Genomic DNA, 21310 nt, shown 5'->3' on the forward strand with positions numbered 1-21310 from the left:
TGCCCCGCAAGCTCTCAGGCGGCACGGCGCCGGGCCATCGCCCCGACCGCCAGTTCCGCGGCCAGCACCACCATCAGCGAGAGCCCGATTAACGGGAACCCGACCCCCGCCGCCAGCGCGATCCCCAGCACCACTCTCGGCGCAGCACCATTCGCCGGCAGCGGCGGCGCGCCCGGCCCGCCCTTCGGCCGGCGCTTCCACCACATCGCCGCCGCCGGGACCGCCATCGCCGCGAAGGCGAGGCAGGCCGCCAGCAGCACGAGCTGGTTCGCCGGCCCGAACTCCTGGCCCATATGCACGCTGATCCCCCATTCCGCGGCGCGTCCCAGCGCCCCGAGATCGGCGAGCGACATGTCGAACAGCACCGGGCCGGCATACCGGTCGAGATGGATCACCCGCTCATGGGTGATGTCGTCGGGATGGACCGAGGCGGTGTAGACCCCCTCCGGCCCCAGCGGCACGGCGAGCGCATGGCCCGAATGGATGCCCAGCGCCTCGACCCTCGCCGCCACCGCATCGAGCCCGGCCGGCACGCCCTCCGCGGCCTGCGACACCGGCATCGGCCAGTGCTCGAGAATCCGGGGCGCGCGGCCCAGCGCCTCCCCCGTCGGCACGGTGGAGACCGGGTCGTTCTCCCGGCAGCCCTCCGGCATCCCCAGCCCCTTCACTATCAGGAGCAGCAGCACGCCGGCGGTGTTGATCCCGGTCACCGCTCGGAGGTCGCGCCAGACGCCGCGGCCGGTGCGCCGGCACAGGCGGAACACCCCCACCGCGCGCCCGCGCGGCCACCAGAGATGGATCCCGCTCGCCGTCAGCAGCACGGCCCAGCCGGCCACCGCCTCGATGATCCGATTGCCCCAACAGCCGACATGGTCGAGGCTGTGCAGCTTGCGCACCGCCCTCATCAGCGGCGAGCCGGAGAAGCCGGCATCCCAGTCGCTGCCGAGCACCGCGCCGGTGTGGGGGTTCACTTGGACGACGTCCCTCTCCCCGGTCTCGCGGGTGACCTGCACCTGCGCCGAGCGGTCCGGCGCGGCCGGGGGCTGCCAGGCCCGCAGCGTGCCGGGATGCGCCGCCAGAGCGGCGGCGACCTGCGGCGAGGAGGCGGGCCGCGCGACCGCCTCCACCGCGACTGTCCGCAGGTCGCCATGGAAGGCATCGCTGATCTCGTCCCTTATGAGATGGAGCGCGCCGGTCAACGCGATCAGCACCATGAAGGGCAGGACGATCAGCCCCGAATAGAAGTGCCAGCACCAGACGGCGCGGTAGAGCGCGGAGGTCCCGGCCTCGCGCGGTTGCGCGGTATCGGTCGTTGCACGTGTTCGATGTCGGAAGGCGCCGCCGCCCGCCGATCGGGCACGGCTCCGAGGGTGTTCCGGTCCGTCAGGGGGCGGTGCGGCGGGCCGCGGGCAAGAAAGCCCGCAGGGGTCCGGTGCGGCGGCGCCAGCCGGCGGGTGCCCGGCGCGGCAGGCCGCGGCAGCGGCGGGGGTGGGAGCGCGGTGTCGGCCAGTCCCGGCAGCCCCGGCCCGAACCCGAACCACGCGCAGGGCGCAGTCGCTTGATCGGTCTCCCCGGCAGCCCCAGGCGGCGCCTCGCCGGGCAGGTCGAGCCCCAGCGCCGAGGCTGGCAGGAAGACGATCCCGAAGCCGGCGCAGATCGCGACATGGCCTCCCGCGCCGGCGCAGCAGGGCTTGACGTTCCCGGTCCGTTCCGGAACAGTCGAGCCGATGCCATATCCGAGCCATACCGAACCCATACCCGATCCATGTCCCCAGCCCGGCGTATTGCTGGCCCGCGGGGTATGCCGCGCGTTGGCCGACCGGGGGCTCGCGCCGCTCACCGAGGTGACCGTGCCGGACGGGTTGCGCATGGATGTCTGCGCTCTGGCGGGCGACGGCATGATCTGGTGCGTCGAGGTGAAGTCGAGCCGCGCGGATTTCCTGTCGGACCGGAAATGGGAGGGCTACCGCGCCTGGTGCGACCGGCTGTTCTTCGCGGTGCCGGAAGGGTTTCCCCAGGAGATCCTGCCCGCGGATGCCGGGCTGATGCGGGCCGACCAGTTCGACGCTGCGATCCTGCGCGAGGCACCGGAGCACCGCCTCGCCCCCGCCCGGCGCAAGGCACTGACGCTCCGCCTCGCCCGCCTCGCCGCCAGCCGCCTGTTGCAGGCGCAGCAATCGCTCTGCTGATCGCGTCCGCCGGTCTCCGCACCGCCCGCCGGCGTGTGGCCCGCGCTGCCGAGCAGAACGATCCGGCTGCCGGGCCGGGGCACGAGCGGCCCCGGCCGGCCGGGACGAACGCCGCCGGCCAGTCGGCTTGCACCGAGGCTGCGGCGGGGGCCTGACCCTGCGGTGGTCGCGGCACCCTTGTTCCGCCACGATCTGCGCCTCTCGCCGCGGATGGGCGCCGGAACGCCCCACCTGACCGTTCCTCCCGGGATGAGCTAGGGTCGATGCAGTCCGTCCCTGCGCCGACGGCGGCGATCCCGCAACCCGCCTTGCCCGCCACGACCCCGCAGCCAACGCCGGAACGAATGTTACCGTACAACCTCGACGGATGAAGCGAATCACCGTGCGAAAACCTCACCGAACGGACCGGGCGCGCCATCGGCCCGGATCGCCGGCGCCGCTCCGACGAAGGCTCCGATAGTGTCCCGGAGAGGCAAGCTCCGGCATCACGCTGCCGAACGAGCTTGCGCCGGGCCGAGCGGTGCCGACCGAGCGCGGCATTCCCAAGCCGCCGGTTCTCCATCTCGGGCATCATCAGTCGGCCAGCTTAGGAGGTGGCGAAGGGAACCCCTGCACCGGCACGATGGGTCGAGGGCTGCCCGACCTACCAGAACGGCGACTACGTCCGAAGTCTGGCCACCCGGCGCGGCACACCGAAGCTGCGCCAGGCCTCGTGCATTCCCGCCTTCCTCGAGCCGCGCCGCACCTTGGAGAAGGCGCTCGTCGCGGTCATCCAGGAGGCGTGAATTGGTGGGGTCTCGACCCGGCGTATTGACGAGCTCGTCCAGGCCATGGGGCTCTCCGGCATCTCGAAGAGCACGGTGTCAAAGCTCTGCAAGGACATCGGCGAGAGTGTGAGCGAGTTCCTGAACCGTCCGCACACCAGCGCCTGGCCCCATGTCCGGCTCGACGCCCCGTATCTCAAAATGCGCCAAGGCGGACGCATCGGTTCGATTGCCACCATATTCGCGGTCGTGGTGAACTCCAACGGCAAGCGCGAGCGCATCGGGCTCGGCACCTGCCCCTCGGAAGAGGAGACCTTCTGTACGGAGTTCCTAAGCGGCTGAATGCATGCGGACTATCCGGCACAGGGCTCATCGTCTCCGACGCGCACACAGGCCTCAAGGCCGCCATCGGATGCGCCTTCGAGGCGGCATGGCAAAGATGCCACGTGCACTGGATGAGGAACGCGCTCGCGCAGGTCCCGCGGGGCCAGCACAGCGTCGTCGCGACGGCCATCCGCCAGGCCATCAGCCAGCCCGCCAGCGGCCGGGCCGGCACCACCTGGCGCCACACCGCCGACCAGATCCACGCGCGTTGGACGAAGCTCGCCGCGATCATGGACGAGAGCAAGCACGGCGTGCTGTCTTGGATGGCCTTCCCCGCTCAGCACCGCACGAAGTTGCACAGCACCACCCCGATCGAGCGCCTCGACAAGGAGGTTGAGCGCCGCGCCGACGTCGTCGGGATCTTACCAGACGAGGCCTCGATCACGCGCCTCATAGGAGCCTTGCTCTTCGAACAGAACGACGAGTGGGCAACCCGGCGCCGCTACATGCAGGTCGAGGCCTTCTCGAAAGTTGATGCCGCTGAGCCCGATCTTTTTCTCGGCACAACCATGGAAGCCGCCTGATCGTGACCTGAGGCCATCGCGCAAAGTCCACCTACCTGACGGACGTGACCGCGCAGAGTACGGTCCTGCCGCGCCGATACAGCGGTGATCTTCGAACTCACCGCGCCGCCTCCGGCCCGGCTCGAGGCGGCGGCGCCGGGCCATCCTCGCCATGATGGTCTCCGGATCGGTGAGGCAGACCGTCTTCCGTTTCGAGCGCGTCCTCGTCCGCCATCATTGACCTGGACCATCTCCCCGAAGATCCACTCGGCGAGGTGCCGCCATGCCCCCCCCCGTCCCTGGCGATGCCGGCGACGACGCGGGCCTTCATGCAGCGCGCGATGGCCCGTTTGATACGCTCTGCACGCCAGCGTTGGCGGATGGGCGCCAGGGATGGACGGTCCGGCAGGCCGAGACCTGCGAGCCGGCGGATCGCGGGATCGGCCTGCGTCGCGCGCGCGCCTCGCCGGCTCCGGACGATGCCCGACAAACGCCCGTCGACATCGGCCGGACCTCGGCCACGGAATCAATGATAGGCCGGCCAGAACCTCATGCGTGGAGCTTCGCAACCTCCTCATGCCGCAAGCCGTGATCGAGGCTCGAGTCGACTCGTGGCAGCACATGCCAGCACAATTCAGCGGGGACACGATGGCACAGTGAGCCGCAAACGATGGCCTCCAGCCGCTTCCCACCCCGCCGCTTCAGCACCCGCGATCCCCCCAAGATCTCCCGATCATCGAGGCGGATCAGCAACGCGCGTCCCCTTCAACAGCCACCGCGTGCTCTGGAGGCGGCACGCGTTCTCATATGTCCTCCATGGCTGGCATGTCGTCATCGCAGCAGCGATCCGCCACGCCGTTGCCCGTGCAACGGTTGATAGGCCTGCGCCGGGCCCTCGCGTCTCCTCGGCAATGCGCAGCGTCTCGCCTGATGACCAGTATCGCCGATCACCTCTGCGCGTGAACCTCCCTCCGATCTGGTCGTGGCCCGGGGGTGTCCCCAGCCTCCCGTGGACCGGGATTCCGATCGACGCGAGACTGCGGCAGATGGCAAGACGGGTGAAGCTGCCGATCTGGACTGCGCGCGGCGCGGGTCGGGAACTGCCGGTTTGCCTCGACCGTTGGGGATGGGTTCAGCGTCTCGCCGAGTGCCGTCGGTGTCGGCTTGCTTCGGACAATGCTCCGAAGCCTCTTGTCCGCCATGCGCCCAGCCACGGTGTGGCGGGCCATGCCGGCCCACCCCCGGTGCATCTGGCGCCCCCGGCAGGTCGCGGGCCTTGACGTCTGCGCCGAGAGCTCCCGAAGCGGAACGCCTCGCCCCATCTTGCACCTGAAGTTCCCGACGCCGGCTTCACACGTGATCGTGACAGGTGGACCGAATGACCGCCCGGATCGCGGGCCGGTTAGTTGAATGCGCCGCTTCGTGGCCGCGGACGGGGTGCGCTGCCCATGTCGATCTCGCGAGAGCCCTGATCCGGGACGTTCGCAGAGACTCCCTCGGGGTAGGATGCCGCCGGCAGATCCGCTGCGGTCGCCTCGCGACCGGCGCGCGGCGGTCGGCGGGTTGATCCTGCACACGCCTCGCTCCCGTCGCCAGCGCTCGGTTGCCGGATCTCCGGCGAAGCCCTGCCCGACACCCGGGCGCCTCGGATCGTGGCCCGTGCCGGCGCTCCCGGCAACCCGAACCCCCCGCCCGGGTCGCCCCACCGAAGGCTTGTTGCCGGCCGGAAAGGGTGGGCGCTACAGTCCGGCGGTCGTTCCACACGCGCCGTCATGGCCAGCGTTCACCGAAGCGGAGATCCCATGAGCCTGACCTCGAAACGCATTCTCGTCACCGGCGGCGCGGGGTTCGTCGGCTCCCATCTCTGCGAGCGGCTGGTGGCAGCCGGGCACGAGGTGCTCTGCGTCGACAACTACTTCACCGGCCGGCGGGCGAATGTCGCGCATCTGCTCGACCACGCCAATTTCGAGCTGATGCGCCACGACGTGACCTTCCCGCTCTATGTCGAGGTCGACCAGATCTACAACCTCGCCTGCCCGGCCTCGCCGATCCACTACCAGTTCGACCCGGTGCAGACGACCAAGACCTCGGTGCACGGCGCGATCAACATGCTCGGCCTTGCCAAGCGCACCCGGGCGCGGATCCTGCAGGCCTCGACCTCGGAGGTCTACGGCGACCCGACCCAGCACCCGCAGACCGAGGAGTACTGGGGCAACGTCAACCCGATCGGCCCGCGTTCCTGCTACGACGAGGGCAAGCGCTGCGCCGAGACGCTGTTCTTCGACTATCACCGCCAGCACGGGCTGGAGATCAAGGTGGCGCGGATCTTCAACACCTACGGCCCGCGGATGCACCCGAAGGACGGGCGCGTGGTGTCGAACTTCATCATGCAGGCGCTCGAGGACCGGCCGATCACGCTCTATGGCGACGGCAGCCAGACCCGCAGCTTCTGCTATGTCGACGATCTGGTGGAGGGGCTGATCCGGCTGATGGAGAGCCCGGCCGACATCACCGGGCCGATCAATCTGGGCAATCCGGGGGAGTTCACCATCCGCGGGCTGGCCGAGCAGGTGATCGCCGCGACCGGCTCGGCCTCGGAGCTCAGCTTCGGTCCGCTGCCGGAGAACGACCCGCAGCAGCGCCAGCCGGACATCGCCCGCGCCCGCGCGCTGCTCGGCTGGGAGCCGACGGTGCCGCTGGAGGAGGGCCTTGCGCCCACCATCGGCTATTTCGAACGGCTGGTCGCGGGAGCCGCGAATGCGCCGGGCTGAGGCGCGCCGGCCCTGACCGTCGGGTTCCGATCGACGCAGGCCCGGTCGCCAGGCAGCCGATCCGGGCGAACCGGCCCGACCGCTCGCCGATCCCGGTGATGACGGCCCCTAGGCATGGAGCGGGGCGCCGCCGCGCATCTCGCACCCGGACAGCGCGACCATTGGCACCCGTTCCCTGGCGCATTGCCTCGCCCCGCGCGCCCGGAATTGGCGCGGCCACATGAACGCGGCCGGCGGAGCCGGTCTGCGACGGCGGCGGGGTGCCATGCCGACCGGCTGGATCAAGGTTTGAGGCGTCGAAAGGTCCGGCATCCGTTGTCGATACGATGGAACGCCAGAGCCATCGCCCGGCACGATGCACATCGGCAGCAGCACCCCTGTGTGCGATCCCGGCCTGCCGATGCGCCCATCGCCTCGAGGCTGCTCTCGCGCCCCGACCGGCCGACCGACGCGCCGGATGCACCGGCCAGATGGTGGCCCCGAGCCCGGCGCTCGGAGAGAGGCGCCCGCTCCGCCGCGCGACTATGCCGGGCCAGTCCGGCGGCCGCACGATCTATGCGATGAAGCGCAGGAACCCGGTCCGGCCGGGCGCCGAATCGCCTGGGGGCATGGCCGTTGCCAACACCCGGACGCCGACGATTCTGGCCGACAGGACTGAACGCCACCTCGTTCAAGGCATCGACGCAGCTCCCGGCTCGGGGCATCTGCAGACCGGCGCGCAGGTCGTTTCCCCCCTCGCCGTCACGGGAATCGCCCGGAGGATGTCAGGGCAGGACGCGCGGGAAGGTCCGGTCGGCCCCGAACCCGCGCCGAGGGTATCGCACCATCCCGTACCCGAACGGATGGCCGCGCCCGCATCTGCGCAGCCGGGGCCGGGATCGGCACGGAGCCGCACGCGCCGCGAGGGCGCGGGTTCCATCCGATCCGTGCTGGCTGGTGGGTGGTACCGCCTCCCCGGCTTGAACGGGGGACCTCTAGATCCACAAGTCTAGGATTCCTCAATAGGAACAATAAGTTATCGGAAATGAGAAAGACCTTTAGATCAATACTCTAGTGCTATCGCATGCATAAGCCCTTGAAAACGTGAGATTAAATTTTTCAGTCTCCAATGCACGAGATTTGGGAGTCTGGAAAGAGACTAGAATGAGAGATTTACCCACAGACTTATCCACAAGACATTCTATGTTTGTTCTGGTACTTTATGTAGATTATGAGCCTTGCGACCTGAACCCTGGCCACTCGCAAGGCGGCTAGGGTTTTGGTTTGCTTAATTGATGGACTATGAATGAAAGTGAACTTAATAGATACCTGCAATACCTGCATCGAGAAGATTTCCCGGAATTACTAGATGATGAATTACCAGATCATTTTGATGAATGGGTATCCCTTAAAGAATTTTCTCACTTGAGGACTATAGCGCGCGAATATGCTCGCAATCATAACTATGCGGTTGGCGAGGCAGATCAAGCTGTATTGGATTATTGGAAAAATAACTTTGGATCAATCGTATGAATATAATAAAATTTAGGTACTGGAATGGCGTCACAAACGTGATGGTGAACGATCCAGAAATGCCATATAAAGAGGGCTGGACAATAGAGCAGTTGTTCAGTGAAAGAGGCTGGATTTGGATGCAGTACACTGGCCTCAAAGATGTAAATGGGAAGGAAATTTACGAAGGTGATGTTTGTGAAGAAATCAGCGTGTCCGGCAGAAGATCCCATAAGTCAGCAATTGAATTCTTCGATGGCTCGTATCATCTTTGCCACGATCATTTTGATCTGCGAGGGAATACAACTGGAAGGTACGAACAAGTTCTGGGATTTCTGGAACAACCTGCTGTTGAGATTATCGGCAACATCTACGAAAATCCGGAGTTACTCACCCCACCATCTGAACCAGTAGCGTAGTCACAGCTGCTACAACCGCTCCGATAACCGCGCTAACGATAGCGACCCGCATATTGTCCCGTCGCGTGATTTGAAACTTTAGGTGATCGATCTCGCGCTGGTATTGTTCACGCGCTTCAGGATCACCAAAGCCTCCCCTATCCATGGAGCGCAACAACGAAGCCAGTTCGTTATCCAATTTCCCCACGTTTCAACTCCGAATTCAAAGAGACTAAACCGAGACTAGCGCCCTAATCTGAAACTCTTAAATCCGCTAACCTCTTGATTTTGTTGGTACCGCCTGCTGGATTCGAACCAGCGACCTCTAGATCCACAATCTAGCGCTCTAACCAACTGAGCTAAGGCGGCCCGATGCGGCTGTGCGGGCGGCGCGAGCGCCGTCCTAGACGTCGGATTAATCGCTGCGGCGCGGGAATTCAAGCTCCCCCTTTGCAATTGTGTCATCGGCTCTGGCATTGTCGTCGCCCAGAGCAGATCACGGGCGACGCGCCGGCATGGCGCGCCCCGGACAGGAGGAGTGCGCAGGCCATGGGCATCGACAGCGAGAGCGAGGTGGCGGCGAGCCTCCGGATCGGGCCGACCACGCTCGGCATGGTGCGGGTCTATGTCGAGTCGGACGGGCTCGAGCTGCCGATGGATTTCGACCCCGACGAAGCGCGCGAGATCGCCGAGGAGCTGCGCGCCGCCGCGGACCGGGCCGACGCGCTCGCCACGGCCAGCAAGGGCGGCGGCAAGGCCGGCAGGGCCCGCAAGGGTGCCGGAAGCGGCGGCAGCGAGCGGAGCTGACATGGCACCGCCGCCGCGCAGCGAGGCCGATCTGGCCCCGGAGGCGGCGGCGGCCTCCGGCACGGGCCGGCCGGAGGCGGGCGAGGCGGGCGACGGGCGCCCGGCGATGGCCGTGCCCGCCGGCCCGCTGCCGATCGCGATGGCAGCGATCACCGTCGACGGCCGCTGCCGCGAGCGCAATCCGGCCGATCTCGCGATCTTCGGCGAGCGGGCGGACCGGCTGATCGCGCGCTTTCTCGACCCGGGACTTGGGCAGTCGATGCTCGCCGCGGCGGTGGCCGACGGCATTGCCGAGGCGCCGGCCTGCCTCACCACCGCCGCCGGCGCCCGGCCCTTCCGCGTCAGTCTCTGGCGCCAGCGCGGCGGCGAGCGCATCCGCGTGCTCGGCGCCTTCGCCGGAGACGCGCCCCCGGCTCCGGCACCACCCCCCGACACCCGCCCCGCGCTCCCCGGGGACGGCGGCGCGGCGGAGATCCTCGTGCGTGCACTGAGGGCGCCGCTGCGGGCCGCCATCGGGGCCGCCGAGCGGCTGCGCGACCAGGGCACGGCGGCGGGCGGCGAGGCGGTGGCCCGCGGTGCCTCCGACATCCTCGCGGCCGGCTGGCGGCTGACCCGGCTGGCCGACGACCTGCTCGCCGCGCCGCCGGGGCGGCTGCCGGCACCGCGGGCGCTCGGCGAGGTCGACCCGGTGCGCCTGATCCGGCGGCTGCTCCGCCTCGCCGCCGGGGAGTTCACTGCGCGCGGCATCCTGGTGGAAGAGGAGCGGCTGCCGCCACCCGGCGCGGCGCCGCTGGTGCTGGCCGACGAGAGCCTGCTCTGGCTGGCCTTCGAGACGCTGCTCTGGGAGGCGGCGGCGGAAGCCGGCCCGGACGGGCGGATCGCGCTCGGCCTTGCCCGGACCGCGGGCGGCGGCGCGGTGCTGGAGATCGCCGCGCAGACCGGCACCGCCGCACCGATCGAGCGCGCGCCGCCCCGCCTGGCCAGCAGCGGCGGGCTCGGCCCCGAGCTCTGCGGCCCGATTCTCGCCTCCATCGGCCTTGCGCTCGAGCCACAGGCGGGGGAGGGTCCGGCGCTGCGCATCCACATTCCTCCCGAAAGCTGCCTGGACCCGCCATGACCGAGACATCTGCCCCCACCGACACCGTTCCCGCCGAGGCCGAGCCCACCTGGCTCGCCGCCCCCGCACGGGCGCGCATCGCCGAGATCGAGGCCGGGCTCGCCGGGCGCGACGCCGCCGGGCTGGCGGCGGAGATCGAGCGCCTGGTGGCGGCGGACGAAGCGCTCCGCGCCCGGCACAGCATCAATCTCGACCCCGCTGCCAACGTGATGAACCCGGCTGCCGAGGCGCTGATGGCGCGCGGGCTCTCGGGCCGGCCCTCGCTGGGGCATCCGGGCACGAAATACGAGGCGGGGCTCGAGGAAATCGAGCAGATCGAGGTGATCGCGTCGCGGCTCGCGCGGCAGGTCTTCGGGGCGCGCTTTGCCGAGATCCGGCTCGGCTCCGGGGCGATGGCGAACCTTGCCGCCTTCATGGCGGTCTGCCGGCCGGGCGACGCGGTGATCGTGCCGCCGGCCTCGGTGGGCGGGCATGTGACGCATCACCTGCCGGGCGCCGCGGGGCTCTACGGGCTTAAGGTCCACGCCGCCCCGGTCAACCCGCAGACCTACAGCGTCGATCCGGAGGGCGTGGCGGCGCTGGCGGCGCGGGTCGGACCGAGGCTCATCACCATCGGCGGCTCGCTCAACCTCGGGCACCACCCGGTTGCCGAGCTCGCGGCGATCGCGCGCGAGCACGGCGCGAGGCTGATGTTCGACGCGGCGCATCTCTCGGGTCCGATCGCGGGCGGCGCCTGGCCGGACCCGCTGTCGGAAGGCGCCGACCTGATGACCCTGAGCACCTACAAGAGCCTCGGCGGGCCGCCGGGCGGGCTGGTGCTGACCAACGATCCCGGCCTCGCCGGGCGCATCGACGCCATCGCCTTTCCGGGCCTCACCGCCAACCCTGATCCGGGCCGCATCGCGGCGCTGGCGCGGACGCTGCTCGACTGGGTGGCCTTCGGGCCGGAGGCCGCCCGCGAGATGGTCGCTGCGGCGCGCACGCTGGCGGCCGAGCTCTACCGCCACGGGCTGCCGGTGGCCTTCGCCGGCGACGACGCGACCCGCAGCCATGCCCTCGCGCTGCAGGCGGCGCGCTGGGGCGGCGGCGCGGCGATGGCGGCGCGGCTGCGGCGGGCCGGGCTGCTGGCCTGCCCGATCGGCCTGCCGGACGGGCGCGACGGTGTCGCGGAGGGCCTGCGCATCGGCACCTCCGAGATCTCGCGCCGCGGCATGGGCGTCGAGGAGATGGGCGCGCTGGCCGAGCTGATCGCGCGCGCGCTCGAAGGCGATCCGGCGGCGGTGGCACCGGATGTCGGCCGCCTCGCGGCGCGGCACGATCGGCTGCGCCACGTGCTGCCCTGAGGCGCGGATGGCGCTCGGGCCCCGGTTCCTGCGGCTCGCGGCGCCGCTCATCGGTCCCGGCGGAGTGGATGCGGCGATCACCCTCAAGCGCGACGCGGAGGGGCTGGCGGCGCTGCTGCCGGCGCGGGCCTGGCGGGCGCTGCATCCGCGGCTCCGTGTCGTCGGCATCACCGGGAGCTGCGGCAAGACCACCGCCACCGGGCTGATCGGCGCGGTGCTGGCCGAGGCCGGGCCGGTGATCTGCTCGACGCGCCCCTGGGCGGCCTCGGGCGCGGCGGCGCGGCTGAGCCAGGGGGCGAATGCGCGCCGCCCGATCGGGCGGCTGATGCTGCGCGCGCGGGGCGACACCCGGTTCTTCGTCGCCGAGATGGGCGGCGGCGATGCCGGGGGGCTGCGCCAGTTCGCCCGCCATCTGCGCCCCGACATCGCGGTGGTGACCCATGTGCGGCTCGACCACCGGTCGCGCTATCGCAACCACGAGGCGGTGGCCGCGGACAAGGGCCGGCTGATCGCCGCATTGCCGCCGGAGGGCCTCGCGATCCTGAACGCCGACGACCCGCATGTGGCGGCGATGCGCCGGCTGACCCGGGCACGGGTGATCGCCTGCGGCCGGGCGGAGGGGGCGGACCTCCGGCTCCTGGACGCATCCGCGAGCCTCACGGAGGGGCTGCGCCTCGCGCTGTCGCATGACAGCCGCCGGATCACGCTCGCCACCCGGTTCACTTCGGAGATCGCGGTCATGCCGCTGATGGCCGCGGTCGCCGCCGGGCTGGCCGTGGGGGTGGCGCCCGCGCGCATCCGCGCGGTGCTCGAGGCCGCCGAGCCGCCGCCCGGGCGCATGCGGCTGCACCGGCTGGACAGCGGGATCGCGGTGATCGACGATTCGGTGAAGGCCCCGCTCTATTCCGTCGAGCAGGCGCTCGATGCGCTGGCCGCGGCAGAGGCGGCCCGCAAGGTGGCGGTGATCGGCACGCTCTCGGATCTCGGCAGCGCAACCTCGACAAAATACCGCCGGGTGGCGCGGCAGGCGCTGGCGGTGGCAGACACCGTGCTCTTCGTCGGCCCCTGGGCCGGCAGCGTGGCGCGGCTGAAGGCGGAGGCCGGGGCGGGTCGGCTGCTCACCGCCGAGACCGCCGCGGAGGCGCTCGCACAGCTCGGGCCGGTCCTCGGCCCCGGCGCGCTGGTGCTGCTCAAGGGCTCGAACAACGCCGACCATCTGGAGCGGCTGCTGCTGGCGCTATCCGGGCAGGAGGTCGCCTGCGACCGGATCGGCTGCGGCCGTCACCACCGCTGCGAGGACTGCGCCCTGCTGGCGCCCTGAGCGGGCCTATTCCGCCGCGACCCCCTCCTCCGCGGCGAGCGCGCGCTCGGCGCCCGCGCGCTCCCGCGGAAACGCCGCCAGCGCGCTGAGGCGCAGCCAGTCCGGGAAGGCGCGGCAATGCGCCTCCGGCCCCTCGAGGCGGATCCGGCCCGCGCGGATCTCGGCGCGCAGGTCGCGAAACCCCCGCCAGGCCTCGACGAAGCGGCGGATCTCCGCCAGCACCCTGAGATCCTCATCGAAGCCCGGATGCTTGAGGCACATGTCCACCCGTCCGCCCTCATGCACCAGCCAGAAGCGGTTGAGCGCCACCGGGCTGCCGGCGAACTCGAAGCCGATCACGGTGCGGCCCGCGGGCATCGCCTCGGTGGCAAGGCGGGTGTGCATGCTCCATGCGAGGAAGGCCGGGTCGAGATCCTCCGAGACCATGTCGCGCCCCCATTTCTGGCCCCAGACAGCGAGCTGCATGATGATCGGATCGAGTTCGCGCCCGGCTTCCGTGAGCAGGTATTCGTGGCCGCGCCCCTCCCGGAGCGGGCGGCGCTCCACCAGCCCGGCACGCTCGAGCGCGGCGAGGCGCTGGGAGAGCAGCGTCGCGGAGATCTTCGGTACGCCGCGATGGATCTCGTTGAAGCGCCGGCAGCCATCGACGAGCCGGCTGACGATCAAGAGCGTCCAGCGCTCGCAGAGCAGTTCCGCGGCGAGCGCGAGCGGGCAATACTGGCCGAAACCCTTGGGCATGCGGTTCTCCCTTGGCGGTCGGGCTCCCACCCCGATCATGGCCGAATCGCGGGAGCCCAACCACTCCGGATTCCGGAGCGCTCCAGATTCCCGAGTGGCGCGGGCCGGGCCGGGGACGCATCCTCCTCGCCATGAAGCCGCTGGAGGAGACCGCAATGGACAGCGCAGACCCCCTCGCCCCGCTCGACCGACGGCTCGGGCGCCGGCTGATCCGCCCCGGAGATGCGGACTACGACACCGCCCGGCAGGTCTGGAACGCGATGATCGACCGCCGCCCCGCCGCCATCGCCCGCTGCCGCAGCGTCGAGGACGTTGTGGCCGCGGTGGCAGCCTGCCGGGCCGCCGGCCGGGTCGCGGCGATCCGCGGCGGCGGGCATAACATCGCCGGCAGCGCGGTGGCCGATGACGCGCTGGTGATCGACCTGTCGGACATGCGCGGCGTCACCGTCGATCCCGCGGCCCGCATTGCCCGGGTGCAGGGCGGCGCGCTGCTCGCCGATCTCGACGCCGCGGCACAGGCCCACGGGCTCGCGGTGCCGGCGGGCGTGATCTCGAGCACCGGGGTGGCGGGGCTGACCCTCGGCGGCGGCTTCGGCTGGCTGTCGCGGCGCTTCGGCCTGGCGGCGGACAACCTGCTCGCGGTGCGGCTGGTGACCGCCGCGGGCAGGGTGGTGGAGGCCACCCCCGATGCAACGCCCGAGCTGTTCTGGGCCCTGCGCGGCGGCGGCGGCAATTTCGGCGTGGCGGTGGAGTTCGCCTTTCGCCTCCATGCCGTGGGGCCGGAGGTGCTGTTCGGGCCAACGGTCTTCCCGCTCGAGGCGGCGGAGGTGACGCTGGCGGCCTGGGGCGCCTTCTGTGCCGGGGCGCCGCGGGAGGCCTGCGTCTGGGCGGATCTGCTGACGGCACCGCCGCTGCCCTTCCTCGACGACCGGCATCACGGGCGGAAGGTGCTCTCGCTGATGCAGTGCTGGAGCGGCGATCCGGCGGAGGGCGCTTCGGTGCTGGCGCCGCTCCGCGAGCTGCCCGAGGCGATCGGCGATGCGGTCGCGGTCAGGCCCTATGTCGAGGCGCAGCGGATGCTCGACGCCGCCTATGAGGCCGGCGCGCGCAACTACTGGAGCGCGAGCAATGTGGCCGGCATCGTCGATCCCCTGCCCCGGCTGCTGGCCGAGCGCGCCGCGATCCTGCCGACACCGGCTTCCGACATCCTGATCTGCCAGCTCGGCGGCGCCATCGACGACGTCGCCCCGGAGGACAGCGCCTATCCGCATCGCGGCGTGGGGTTCTCGATCACCGCCGGCGCGCGCTGGACCGACCCGGCGGACGACGCCCGCTGCACCGGCTGGCTCCGCGAAACCGCGGCGGCCTTCCGCCCGCATGCGCAGCCGGGCGCCTATGTGAACTTCATCCCCGAGGGAGGGCGCACGGCGGACGCCTTTGGCGCCAATCTGGCTCGGCTGGCGGCGGTGAAGGCGGTTCACGACCCGGAGAACCTGTTCCGGTCGAACCAGAACATCCTGCCGGGTCGCTCCCCGGCCTGAGGCCCCCCCGCCCGAAAAGGCCGGCGGGGCGCAAGCGGAGACCGACGGGCGCCCCCCGGGGCGGCCGTCAGCCCTCGCCGGTCTCCACGGGCGCATAGTCCGCCGGATCGAGCCGCTCGGGCCGGCCGGGCAGCGCCAGCCGCGTCACCCGCTCCGGCGTCTCGGCGATCACCTGTCCGCGGCGGATCACCGCGAGCCGCACCGCCTTCATGCGGATCGCCTCGACCGGATCCCGGGCCTGCAGCAGCACCATGTCGGCCTGCGCGCCGGGGCGGATGCCATAGCCCTCGAGCCCCATGATCTCCGCCGGGATCGCTGTCACCGCATCGAAGCACCAGGCCATGTCCGCCGGCGAGGAGAGTTGGCCGACATGAAGCCCCATGGCCGCGACCTCCAGCATGTCCGCCGCCCCGAGCGAGTACCACGGGTCCATCACGCAATCCGCCCCGAAGGCGACCGGCAGGCCGGCATCGCACAGCTCGCGCACCCGGGTCTGGCCGCGGCGCTTGGGATAGGTGTCGTGCCGGCCCTGGATCAGGATGTTGATCAGCGGATTGGCGATCGCGGCCAGCCCGGCCTCGGCCATCAGCGGGATCAGCTTGGAAACGTAGTAGTTGTCCATCGAATGCATCGAGGTGAGGTGGCTCGCGGCCACCCGGCCGCCGAGGCCGCGGCGCTGCACCTCTGCCGCCAGCGTCTCGACATGGCGCGACATCGGGTCGTCGGTCTCGTCGCAGTGGAGGTCCATGCGCAGGCCCCGCTCGGCGGCGATCTCGCAGAGCCGCACGACCGAGCGGGCGCCCTCGGCCATGGTGCGTTCGAAATGCGGGATGCCGCCGACCACATCCACCCCCATGTCGAGCGCCCGCAGCAGGTTCGCCTCGGCCGTGGGGGAGCGGAACAGGCCGTCCTGCGGGAAGCCGACAAGCTGCAGGTCGAGATAGGGCGCGACCCGGGTGCGGACATCGACGAGCGCCTCCACCCCCTTCAGCGCGTCGTCGCAGACATCGACATGGCTGCGGATCGCCAGGATTCCTTGGGAGACCGCGAGATCGCAGTAGCGCAGCGCCCGCTCGACGATCTCCTCCACCGTCTGGATCGGCTTCAGCTCGCCCCAGAGCGCGATGCCCTCGAGCAGCGTGCCGGAGCGGTTGAGCCGTGGCCGACCGAGCGAGAGCGTGGCGTCCATGTGGAAATGCGCATCCACGAAGGGCGGCGCCAGCAGCCGGCCGCGGGCGTCGATCACCCGGCCCGCCTCCGCCGCGATGCCGGGCTCGACGCCGATGATGCGCCCGGCGGTGGAGGCGATGTCCTGCCCGCGGCGCCCGTCAGGCAGGGTTGCGTTCCGGATCAGCAGATCGACGGCCATGGCGTGCCTCTAGCGTTGGCCCTTGAACCAGGGGGTGAGCAGCGCGCGCGGATAGTCGGCCCGGCGAGCGGCCAGCACCAGCGCGACGATGGAAAGGAGATAGGGCGCCATCAGGAAGATCTGCCCCGGCACGGCGCCGCCGAGCTCGGTCTGCAGCCGCACCTGGAAGGCGTCGAAGGCGCCGAAGAGCAGCGCGCCCAGCAGCGCCTTCCACGGCCGCCAGGAGGCGAAGATCACCAGCGCGATGCAGATCCAGCCGCGCCCGTTGACCATGCCGAAGAAGAAGGCGTCGAAGGCCGCCATGGTGAGAAAGGCCCCGCCCACCGCCATCAGCGCCGACCCCGCCATCACCGCGCCGATGCGAAGGCCATAGACCGAGAGGCCCTGGGCGTCCACCGCGTCCGGATTGTCCCCCACCGCGCGGATGGCGAGGCCGAGCGGCGTGCGCGCCAGCACCCACCAGACCAGCGCGACCATGGCGAGCGCCAGCCAGGTCAGCGCGGTGTGCTGGAACAGCGCCGGGCCGAGGAACGGCAGCTCCGAGAGAACGGGGATGTCGAGCGCGCCGAAGGGCTCGATGCGCGGCGGCGAGCTGACATCCGGCAGCGCGGTGCGATAGGCGAAATAGGCCGCCGATGTGGCGAGCAGCGTGATGCCCAGCCCCGAGACATGCTGGCTGAGCCCGAGCGGCACGGTCAGCAGCGCGTGCAGCAGCCCGAAACCGGCCCCCGTCAGCGCCGCCGCCAGCACCCCGCCCCAGAGCCCGGCGCCCAGCCAGGCCGCCATCCAGCCGGCCATGGCGCCGGCGGTGAAGATGCCCTCGATGCCGAGATTGAGCACGCCGGCCCGCTCGCAGATCAGCGCGCCGAGCACGCCGAAGACCAGCGGCGTCGCGATGCGGATCGCCGCGGCCCAGAAATTCGCGTTGGCGAGGATCTCGAGAACCTCGGTCATGCGCCCTCTCCCCCTGCGCGAACCCGGACCAGGCGGTATTGCGAGACGAAGCCGCCGACCAGAACCGTCAGCAGCGCGATCGCCACCACCAGGTCGGCGAGATAGCTCGAGACCCCGATCGCCCGGCTCATGCTGTCCGCGCCGACGAAGACGCCTGCGATGAAGAGCGCTGCCGCCACCACGCCGAGCGGCGAGAGCCGCGCCAGCATCGCCACCACGATCCCGGCATAGCCGTAGCCCGGCGAGAGATCCGCCGTGAGATAGCCCTTGAGGCCGGCCACCTCGCCCACCCCCGCGAGCCCCGCCAGCCCGCCCGAGACCAGCGCCGCCCCGATCAGCGTGCGCCCGACCGGGATGCCGGCATGGGCGGCGGCGGCCGGGTTCTCCCCCACCGCTCGGATGCGCAGCCCCCAGGCGGTGCGCCCGAGCACCACATGCAGCACCAGCGCCAGCACCAGCCCGATCAGCAGCCCGGCATGGAGGCGCATCCGCTCGACCAGCGGCGGCAGCATCGCGGCATCGACGATCGGCTCGGATTGCGGCCAGCCCATTCCCATAGGGTCCTTGAACGGGCCCTCCAGCATCATCTGCACGAAGAGCAGCACCACGAAGTTGAGCAGCAGCGTCGTCACCACCTCGTCGGCGCCGAAGCGGATCTTGAGCAGCGCCGGCAGCGCCATCGCCAGCGCCCCGGCCAGCGCCCCTGCGAGCAGCACCAGCGGGATCATCACCGCCGGCGGCGCCGAGATCGCACCGGTGCCCACCGCCACCGCGGCCAGCGCGCCGAGATAGAGCTGGCCCTCGCCGCCGATGTTCCAGAGCCGCGCGCGGAAGGCAAAGGCCGCGGCCAGCCCGGTGAGGATCAGCGGCGCCGCCCGGGTCAGCGTCTCGGTCACGGTGAAGAGCGAGCCGAAGACCCCCTGCCACATCAGCGCGAAGGCCTGCCCGAGATCCGCCCCGGCCAGCGCCAGCGGGATCGCCGCGAGCAGCAGTGCGACGAGCGCCGCCAGCACCGGCACGGCGAGGTTCACCAGCGGCGAGGGCGCGCGCGGTTCGATGCGGATCATGCGGCCTGTCCCACCATCATCATGCCGATGGCGCCGCGGTCGCGGCTGCGGGCCTCGGCCAGCCTGCCGCCCTGCAGCACTGCGATGCGGTCGGCGAGCCCGAGGATCTCGTCGAGATCCTCCGAGATCAGCACCACGCCGGCGCCGCGCTCGCGCGCCTCGAGGAGCCGGCGCACCACCGCGCCCGCGGCGCCGAAATCGAGCCCGCGGGTCGGCTGGTTGGCGAGGATGAGCTGCGGGCTGCGGCCGAACACCCGCGCCAGGATGAGCTTCTGGATGTTGCCGCCCGAGAGCAGGCGCACCGGCACGTCCGGCCCCGGCGCGCGGATGTCATAGTCGGCGATGGCGGCGCGGGCGCGGGCGCGGATGGCGCCGCGGCGCAGGAAGCCGCCCGAGGTGACCTCCGGCGTGTCGAGCTCCTCCAGCACCAGATTCTCCGACAGCGTCATCGCGCCGACCACCCCGTCATGGTGGCGGTCCTCCGGGATGCGCCCGACGCCGGCCTCGAGGAACCCGGCCGGGGTGAAGCGCCGGATCTCCCGGCCTGCCAGCGACATGGTTCCCGCCGCCGGCGCCGCGAGACCCGAGAGCAGCGCCGCCAGCGCCGCCTGGCCGTTGCCCGAGACCCCCGCGATGCCGACGATCTCGTGCGCGCGCACGGTGAGCGAGACCCCGTCGAGCCCGGCCCGCGCCCCCTCTCCGGGCAGCGTCACGCCGTCGAGCACCAGCAGCGGCGCGCCGGGCGCCTCGCGTTTCGCCGGTGGCGGCGGGCTCTCCTCGCCCACCATCAGGCGCGCGATGGCGGCCTCGTCGGCCTCCGCCGTGGCCATGCCGCCCACATTGCGGCCCTGGCGCAGCACCAGGATGCGGTGCGAGAAGGCCAGCACCTCGCGCAGCTTGTGCGAGATGAAGATCACCGAGAGCCCGTCGGCGGCCATCGCCGACATGGTCTCGAACAGCCGGTCCGCCTCCTGCGGCGTCAGCACCGCGGTCGGCTCGTCGAGGATCAGGATGCGCGCGCCGCGATAGAGCGCCTTCAGGATCTCCACCCGCTGGCGCTCGCCCACCGAGAGCCGGCCGACCTGGGTCTCCAGCGCCACGGCGAGGCCGGAGCGCTCCATCAGCGCGCGCACCCGGGCCCGCGCCGCCCGGCGGTCGCGCCGCAGCGCGAAGAGCGGCTCGGTGCCGAGCAGGATGTTGTCGAGTGCCGTGAGGTTGTGCGCCAGCGTGAAGTGCTGGTGCACCATGCCGATACCCGCCGCGATGGCGGCATCCGGCGCGCCCGGCGGCAGCGGCTGCAGCGCTCCCGCCGCGTCGGCCACGCGGATCTGCCCGGCATCCGGCAGGTAGTGGCCAAAGAGCAGGTTCATCAGCGTGGTCTTGCCGGCGCCGTTCTCGCCGAGCAGCGCCAGCACCTCGCCGCGCCGGAGCGTCAGGTCGATCCGGTCATTGGCCAGCATGGCGCCGAAGCGCTTGGTGAGGCCGGCCATCTCGAGCACGACCTCACCCGCCCCGGCGCGAGGGGGAACTGTGCCCCCCTCCGTCGTCTGGCTCATGCGTCGGGCTCGGGCTCTGCGTCGTTGACATTCACGCGGAAGAGCCCGTCGAGGATCTCCTGCTTGCGCGCGTTCACCTGCTCGACGACCTCCGCCGGCACCAGCGCCTCGTCGAGCACCAGCGAGCCGCCGCCATGCGCCATGAAGCTGTAGGGGCCGTAATCCGCCGGCTCGAACTGCCCGGCCTGCACCGCCGCGATGGCGCGGTCGATGGTCGGCTCCATGTGCCAGAGCGCCGAGGCGAGGATGGTGTCGGGATAGTCGGCGGCAGTGTCGATCACGTTGCCGATCGCCTTGACGCCCCGCTCCACCGCGGCATCGGAGACCCCGAAGCGCTCGGCATACATGATGTCGGCCCCGGCATCCATCATCGCGAAGGCCGATTCCTTGGCCTTGGGCGGGTCGTACCAGGAGTTGATGAAGGTCACCATGAACTTCACCTCCGGGTTCACCGCGCGCGCGCCCTCCATGAAGGCGTTCATCAGGCGGTTGACCTCGGGGATCGCGAAGCCGCCGACCATGCCGATGCGGTTCGTCTCGGTCATCGCGCCGGCGACCATGCCGGTGAGATAGGAGGGCTCGTGGATCCAGTTGTCGAACACCGCGAAATTGGGCTTCGCCGGGCCGAAGGATGAGCCCATCAGGAAGGCGGTCTCGGGATAGTCCGCCGCCACCTTGCGCGCCGCGCGCTCCACCGCGAAGGCCTCGCCGACGACGAGGTCCATGCCCTGCTCGGCATATTCGCGCATCACCCGCTCGTAGTCGGTGTTGGCGACGTTCTCGGAATAGACATAGGAGATCTCGCCGCGCTCCTTGGCCGCGACCAGCGCGACATGGATGCGGCTGACCCATTGCTGCTCCACCGGCACCGTGTAGATCGCCGCCACCTTCGTCGCCTCGGCCAGCGCCGCCGGCGCCGACAGCGCGGCCGCAGCGGCCAGCGCCCCGGCGACCACCGCGCGGCGCAGAATTCGCATCTCAAGCAGTTTCACGTGAC

16 protein-coding genes, 1 tRNA gene and 1 pseudogene are annotated in these 21310 nt (G+C 70.8%); 10 read left to right on the top strand and 8 right to left on the bottom strand.

Features of this window, described 5'->3' with window-relative positions; all coding sequences use genetic code 11:
• Positions 1-14: 14 nt before the first annotated feature.
• Complete coding sequence (locus tag QSJ97_RS01005) at positions 15-1745, bottom strand: PepSY-associated TM helix domain-containing protein (RefSeq protein WP_285669611.1); 1731 nt, start codon at positions 1743-1745, stop codon at positions 15-17.
• Here QSJ97_RS01005 and QSJ97_RS01010 point away from each other — a divergent pair.
• From QSJ97_RS01010 to QSJ97_RS01030, 5 genes and pseudogenes are all read left to right on the top strand, one after another.
• Positions 1728-2189: an MmcB family DNA repair protein gene (locus QSJ97_RS01010; protein ID WP_285669612.1), complete on the top strand. Its 462-nt coding sequence runs from the start codon at positions 1728-1730 to the stop codon at positions 2187-2189. The two genes, QSJ97_RS01005 and QSJ97_RS01010, sit on opposite strands and share 18 nt — an antisense overlap.
• 641 nt (positions 2190-2830) lie before the next feature.
• Positions 2831-3861: pseudogene (locus QSJ97_RS01015) on the top strand (IS256 family transposase); the annotation flags it as partial.
• Positions 3862-5642: 1781 nt separating this feature from the next.
• Positions 5643-6611 (top strand): UDP-glucuronic acid decarboxylase family protein, encoded by a 969-nt coding sequence (locus tag QSJ97_RS01020; protein WP_285669613.1) that lies wholly within the window; start codon positions 5643-5645, stop codon positions 6609-6611.
• 1281 nt (positions 6612-7892) lie between these two features.
• Complete coding sequence (locus QSJ97_RS01025; protein WP_285669615.1) at positions 7893-8123, top strand: hypothetical protein; 231 nt, start codon at positions 7893-7895, stop codon at positions 8121-8123.
• The gene (locus tag QSJ97_RS01030) at positions 8120-8521 is read left to right on the top strand and encodes a YopX family protein (protein WP_352231042.1); all 402 of its coding nucleotides are present in this window, start codon (positions 8120-8122) and stop codon (positions 8519-8521) included. The genes QSJ97_RS01025 and QSJ97_RS01030 overlap by 4 nt, the downstream gene beginning before the upstream one ends.
• Before the next feature lie 271 nt (positions 8522-8792).
• On the opposite strand, the gene QSJ97_RS01035 is transcribed toward QSJ97_RS01030, so the two are convergent.
• A tRNA-His gene (locus QSJ97_RS01035) sits at positions 8793-8869 on the bottom strand.
• Positions 8870-9049: 180 nt separating this feature from the next.
• On the opposite strand from QSJ97_RS01035, the gene QSJ97_RS01040 reads away from it, so the two are divergent.
• From QSJ97_RS01040 to QSJ97_RS01055, 4 genes are read left to right on the top strand one after another with little or no spacing between them, the layout of a single operon-like run.
• Positions 9050-9307 (top strand): DUF6324 family protein, encoded by a 258-nt coding sequence (locus tag QSJ97_RS01040; protein ID WP_285669616.1) that lies wholly within the window; start codon positions 9050-9052, stop codon positions 9305-9307.
• 1 nt (position 9308) lies between these two features.
• Positions 9309-10424, top strand: coding sequence for a histidine kinase (locus QSJ97_RS01045; protein WP_285669617.1), 1116 nt, complete (start codon positions 9309-9311; stop codon positions 10422-10424).
• Positions 10421-11767, top strand: a complete 1347-nt coding sequence (gene glyA, locus QSJ97_RS01050; protein WP_285669618.1) for a serine hydroxymethyltransferase — start codon at positions 10421-10423, stop codon at positions 11765-11767. Before QSJ97_RS01045 ends, glyA begins: the two co-directional genes overlap by 4 nt.
• Before the next feature lie 7 nt (positions 11768-11774).
• Complete coding sequence (locus tag QSJ97_RS01055) at positions 11775-13088, top strand: Mur ligase family protein (protein ID WP_285669619.1); 1314 nt, start codon at positions 11775-11777, stop codon at positions 13086-13088.
• A 6-nt stretch (positions 13089-13094) separates the two neighbouring features.
• Here the strand turns inward: QSJ97_RS01055 and QSJ97_RS01060 are convergent, their stop codons facing one another.
• Entirely contained in the window at positions 13095-13826 is a 732-nt protein-coding gene (locus tag QSJ97_RS01060; RefSeq protein ID WP_285669620.1) for a winged helix-turn-helix transcriptional regulator, read from the bottom strand.
• 155 nt (positions 13827-13981) lie between these two features.
• Here QSJ97_RS01060 and QSJ97_RS01065 point away from each other — a divergent pair, with 155 nt between their 5' ends.
• Positions 13982-15367: an FAD-binding oxidoreductase gene (locus tag QSJ97_RS01065; protein WP_285669621.1), complete on the top strand. Its 1386-nt coding sequence runs from the start codon at positions 13982-13984 to the stop codon at positions 15365-15367.
• 67 nt (positions 15368-15434) lie between these two features.
• Here the strand turns inward: QSJ97_RS01065 and QSJ97_RS01070 are convergent, their stop codons facing one another.
• From QSJ97_RS01070 to QSJ97_RS01090, 5 genes are read right to left on the bottom strand one after another with little or no spacing between them, the layout of a single operon-like run.
• On the bottom strand, positions 15435-16736 hold the full coding sequence (locus QSJ97_RS01070) for an amidohydrolase family protein (protein WP_285669622.1): 1302 nt from the start codon (positions 16734-16736) through the stop codon (positions 15435-15437).
• A gap of 9 nt (positions 16737-16745) precedes the next feature.
• Positions 16746-17690: an ABC transporter permease gene (locus QSJ97_RS01075; RefSeq protein WP_285669623.1), complete on the bottom strand. Its 945-nt coding sequence runs from the start codon at positions 17688-17690 to the stop codon at positions 16746-16748.
• Positions 17687-18754: an ABC transporter permease gene (locus QSJ97_RS01080; protein WP_434220873.1), complete on the bottom strand. Its 1068-nt coding sequence runs from the start codon at positions 18752-18754 to the stop codon at positions 17687-17689. Before QSJ97_RS01080 ends, QSJ97_RS01075 begins: the two co-directional genes overlap by 4 nt.
• On the bottom strand, positions 18754-20313 hold the full coding sequence (locus QSJ97_RS01085; RefSeq protein WP_285669625.1) for an ABC transporter ATP-binding protein: 1560 nt from the start codon (positions 20311-20313) through the stop codon (positions 18754-18756). Before QSJ97_RS01085 ends, QSJ97_RS01080 begins: the two co-directional genes overlap by 1 nt.
• On the bottom strand, positions 20310-21290 hold the full coding sequence (locus QSJ97_RS01090; protein ID WP_285669655.1) for a BMP family protein: 981 nt from the start codon (positions 21288-21290) through the stop codon (positions 20310-20312). The genes QSJ97_RS01085 and QSJ97_RS01090 overlap by 4 nt, the downstream gene beginning before the upstream one ends.
• Positions 21291-21310: the final 20 nt, after the last annotated feature.

It is taken from the genome of Paralimibaculum aggregatum (assembly GCF_030270585.1).
GTDB lineage: Bacteria > Pseudomonadota > Alphaproteobacteria > Rhodobacterales > Rhodobacteraceae > Thermohalobaculum > Thermohalobaculum aggregatum.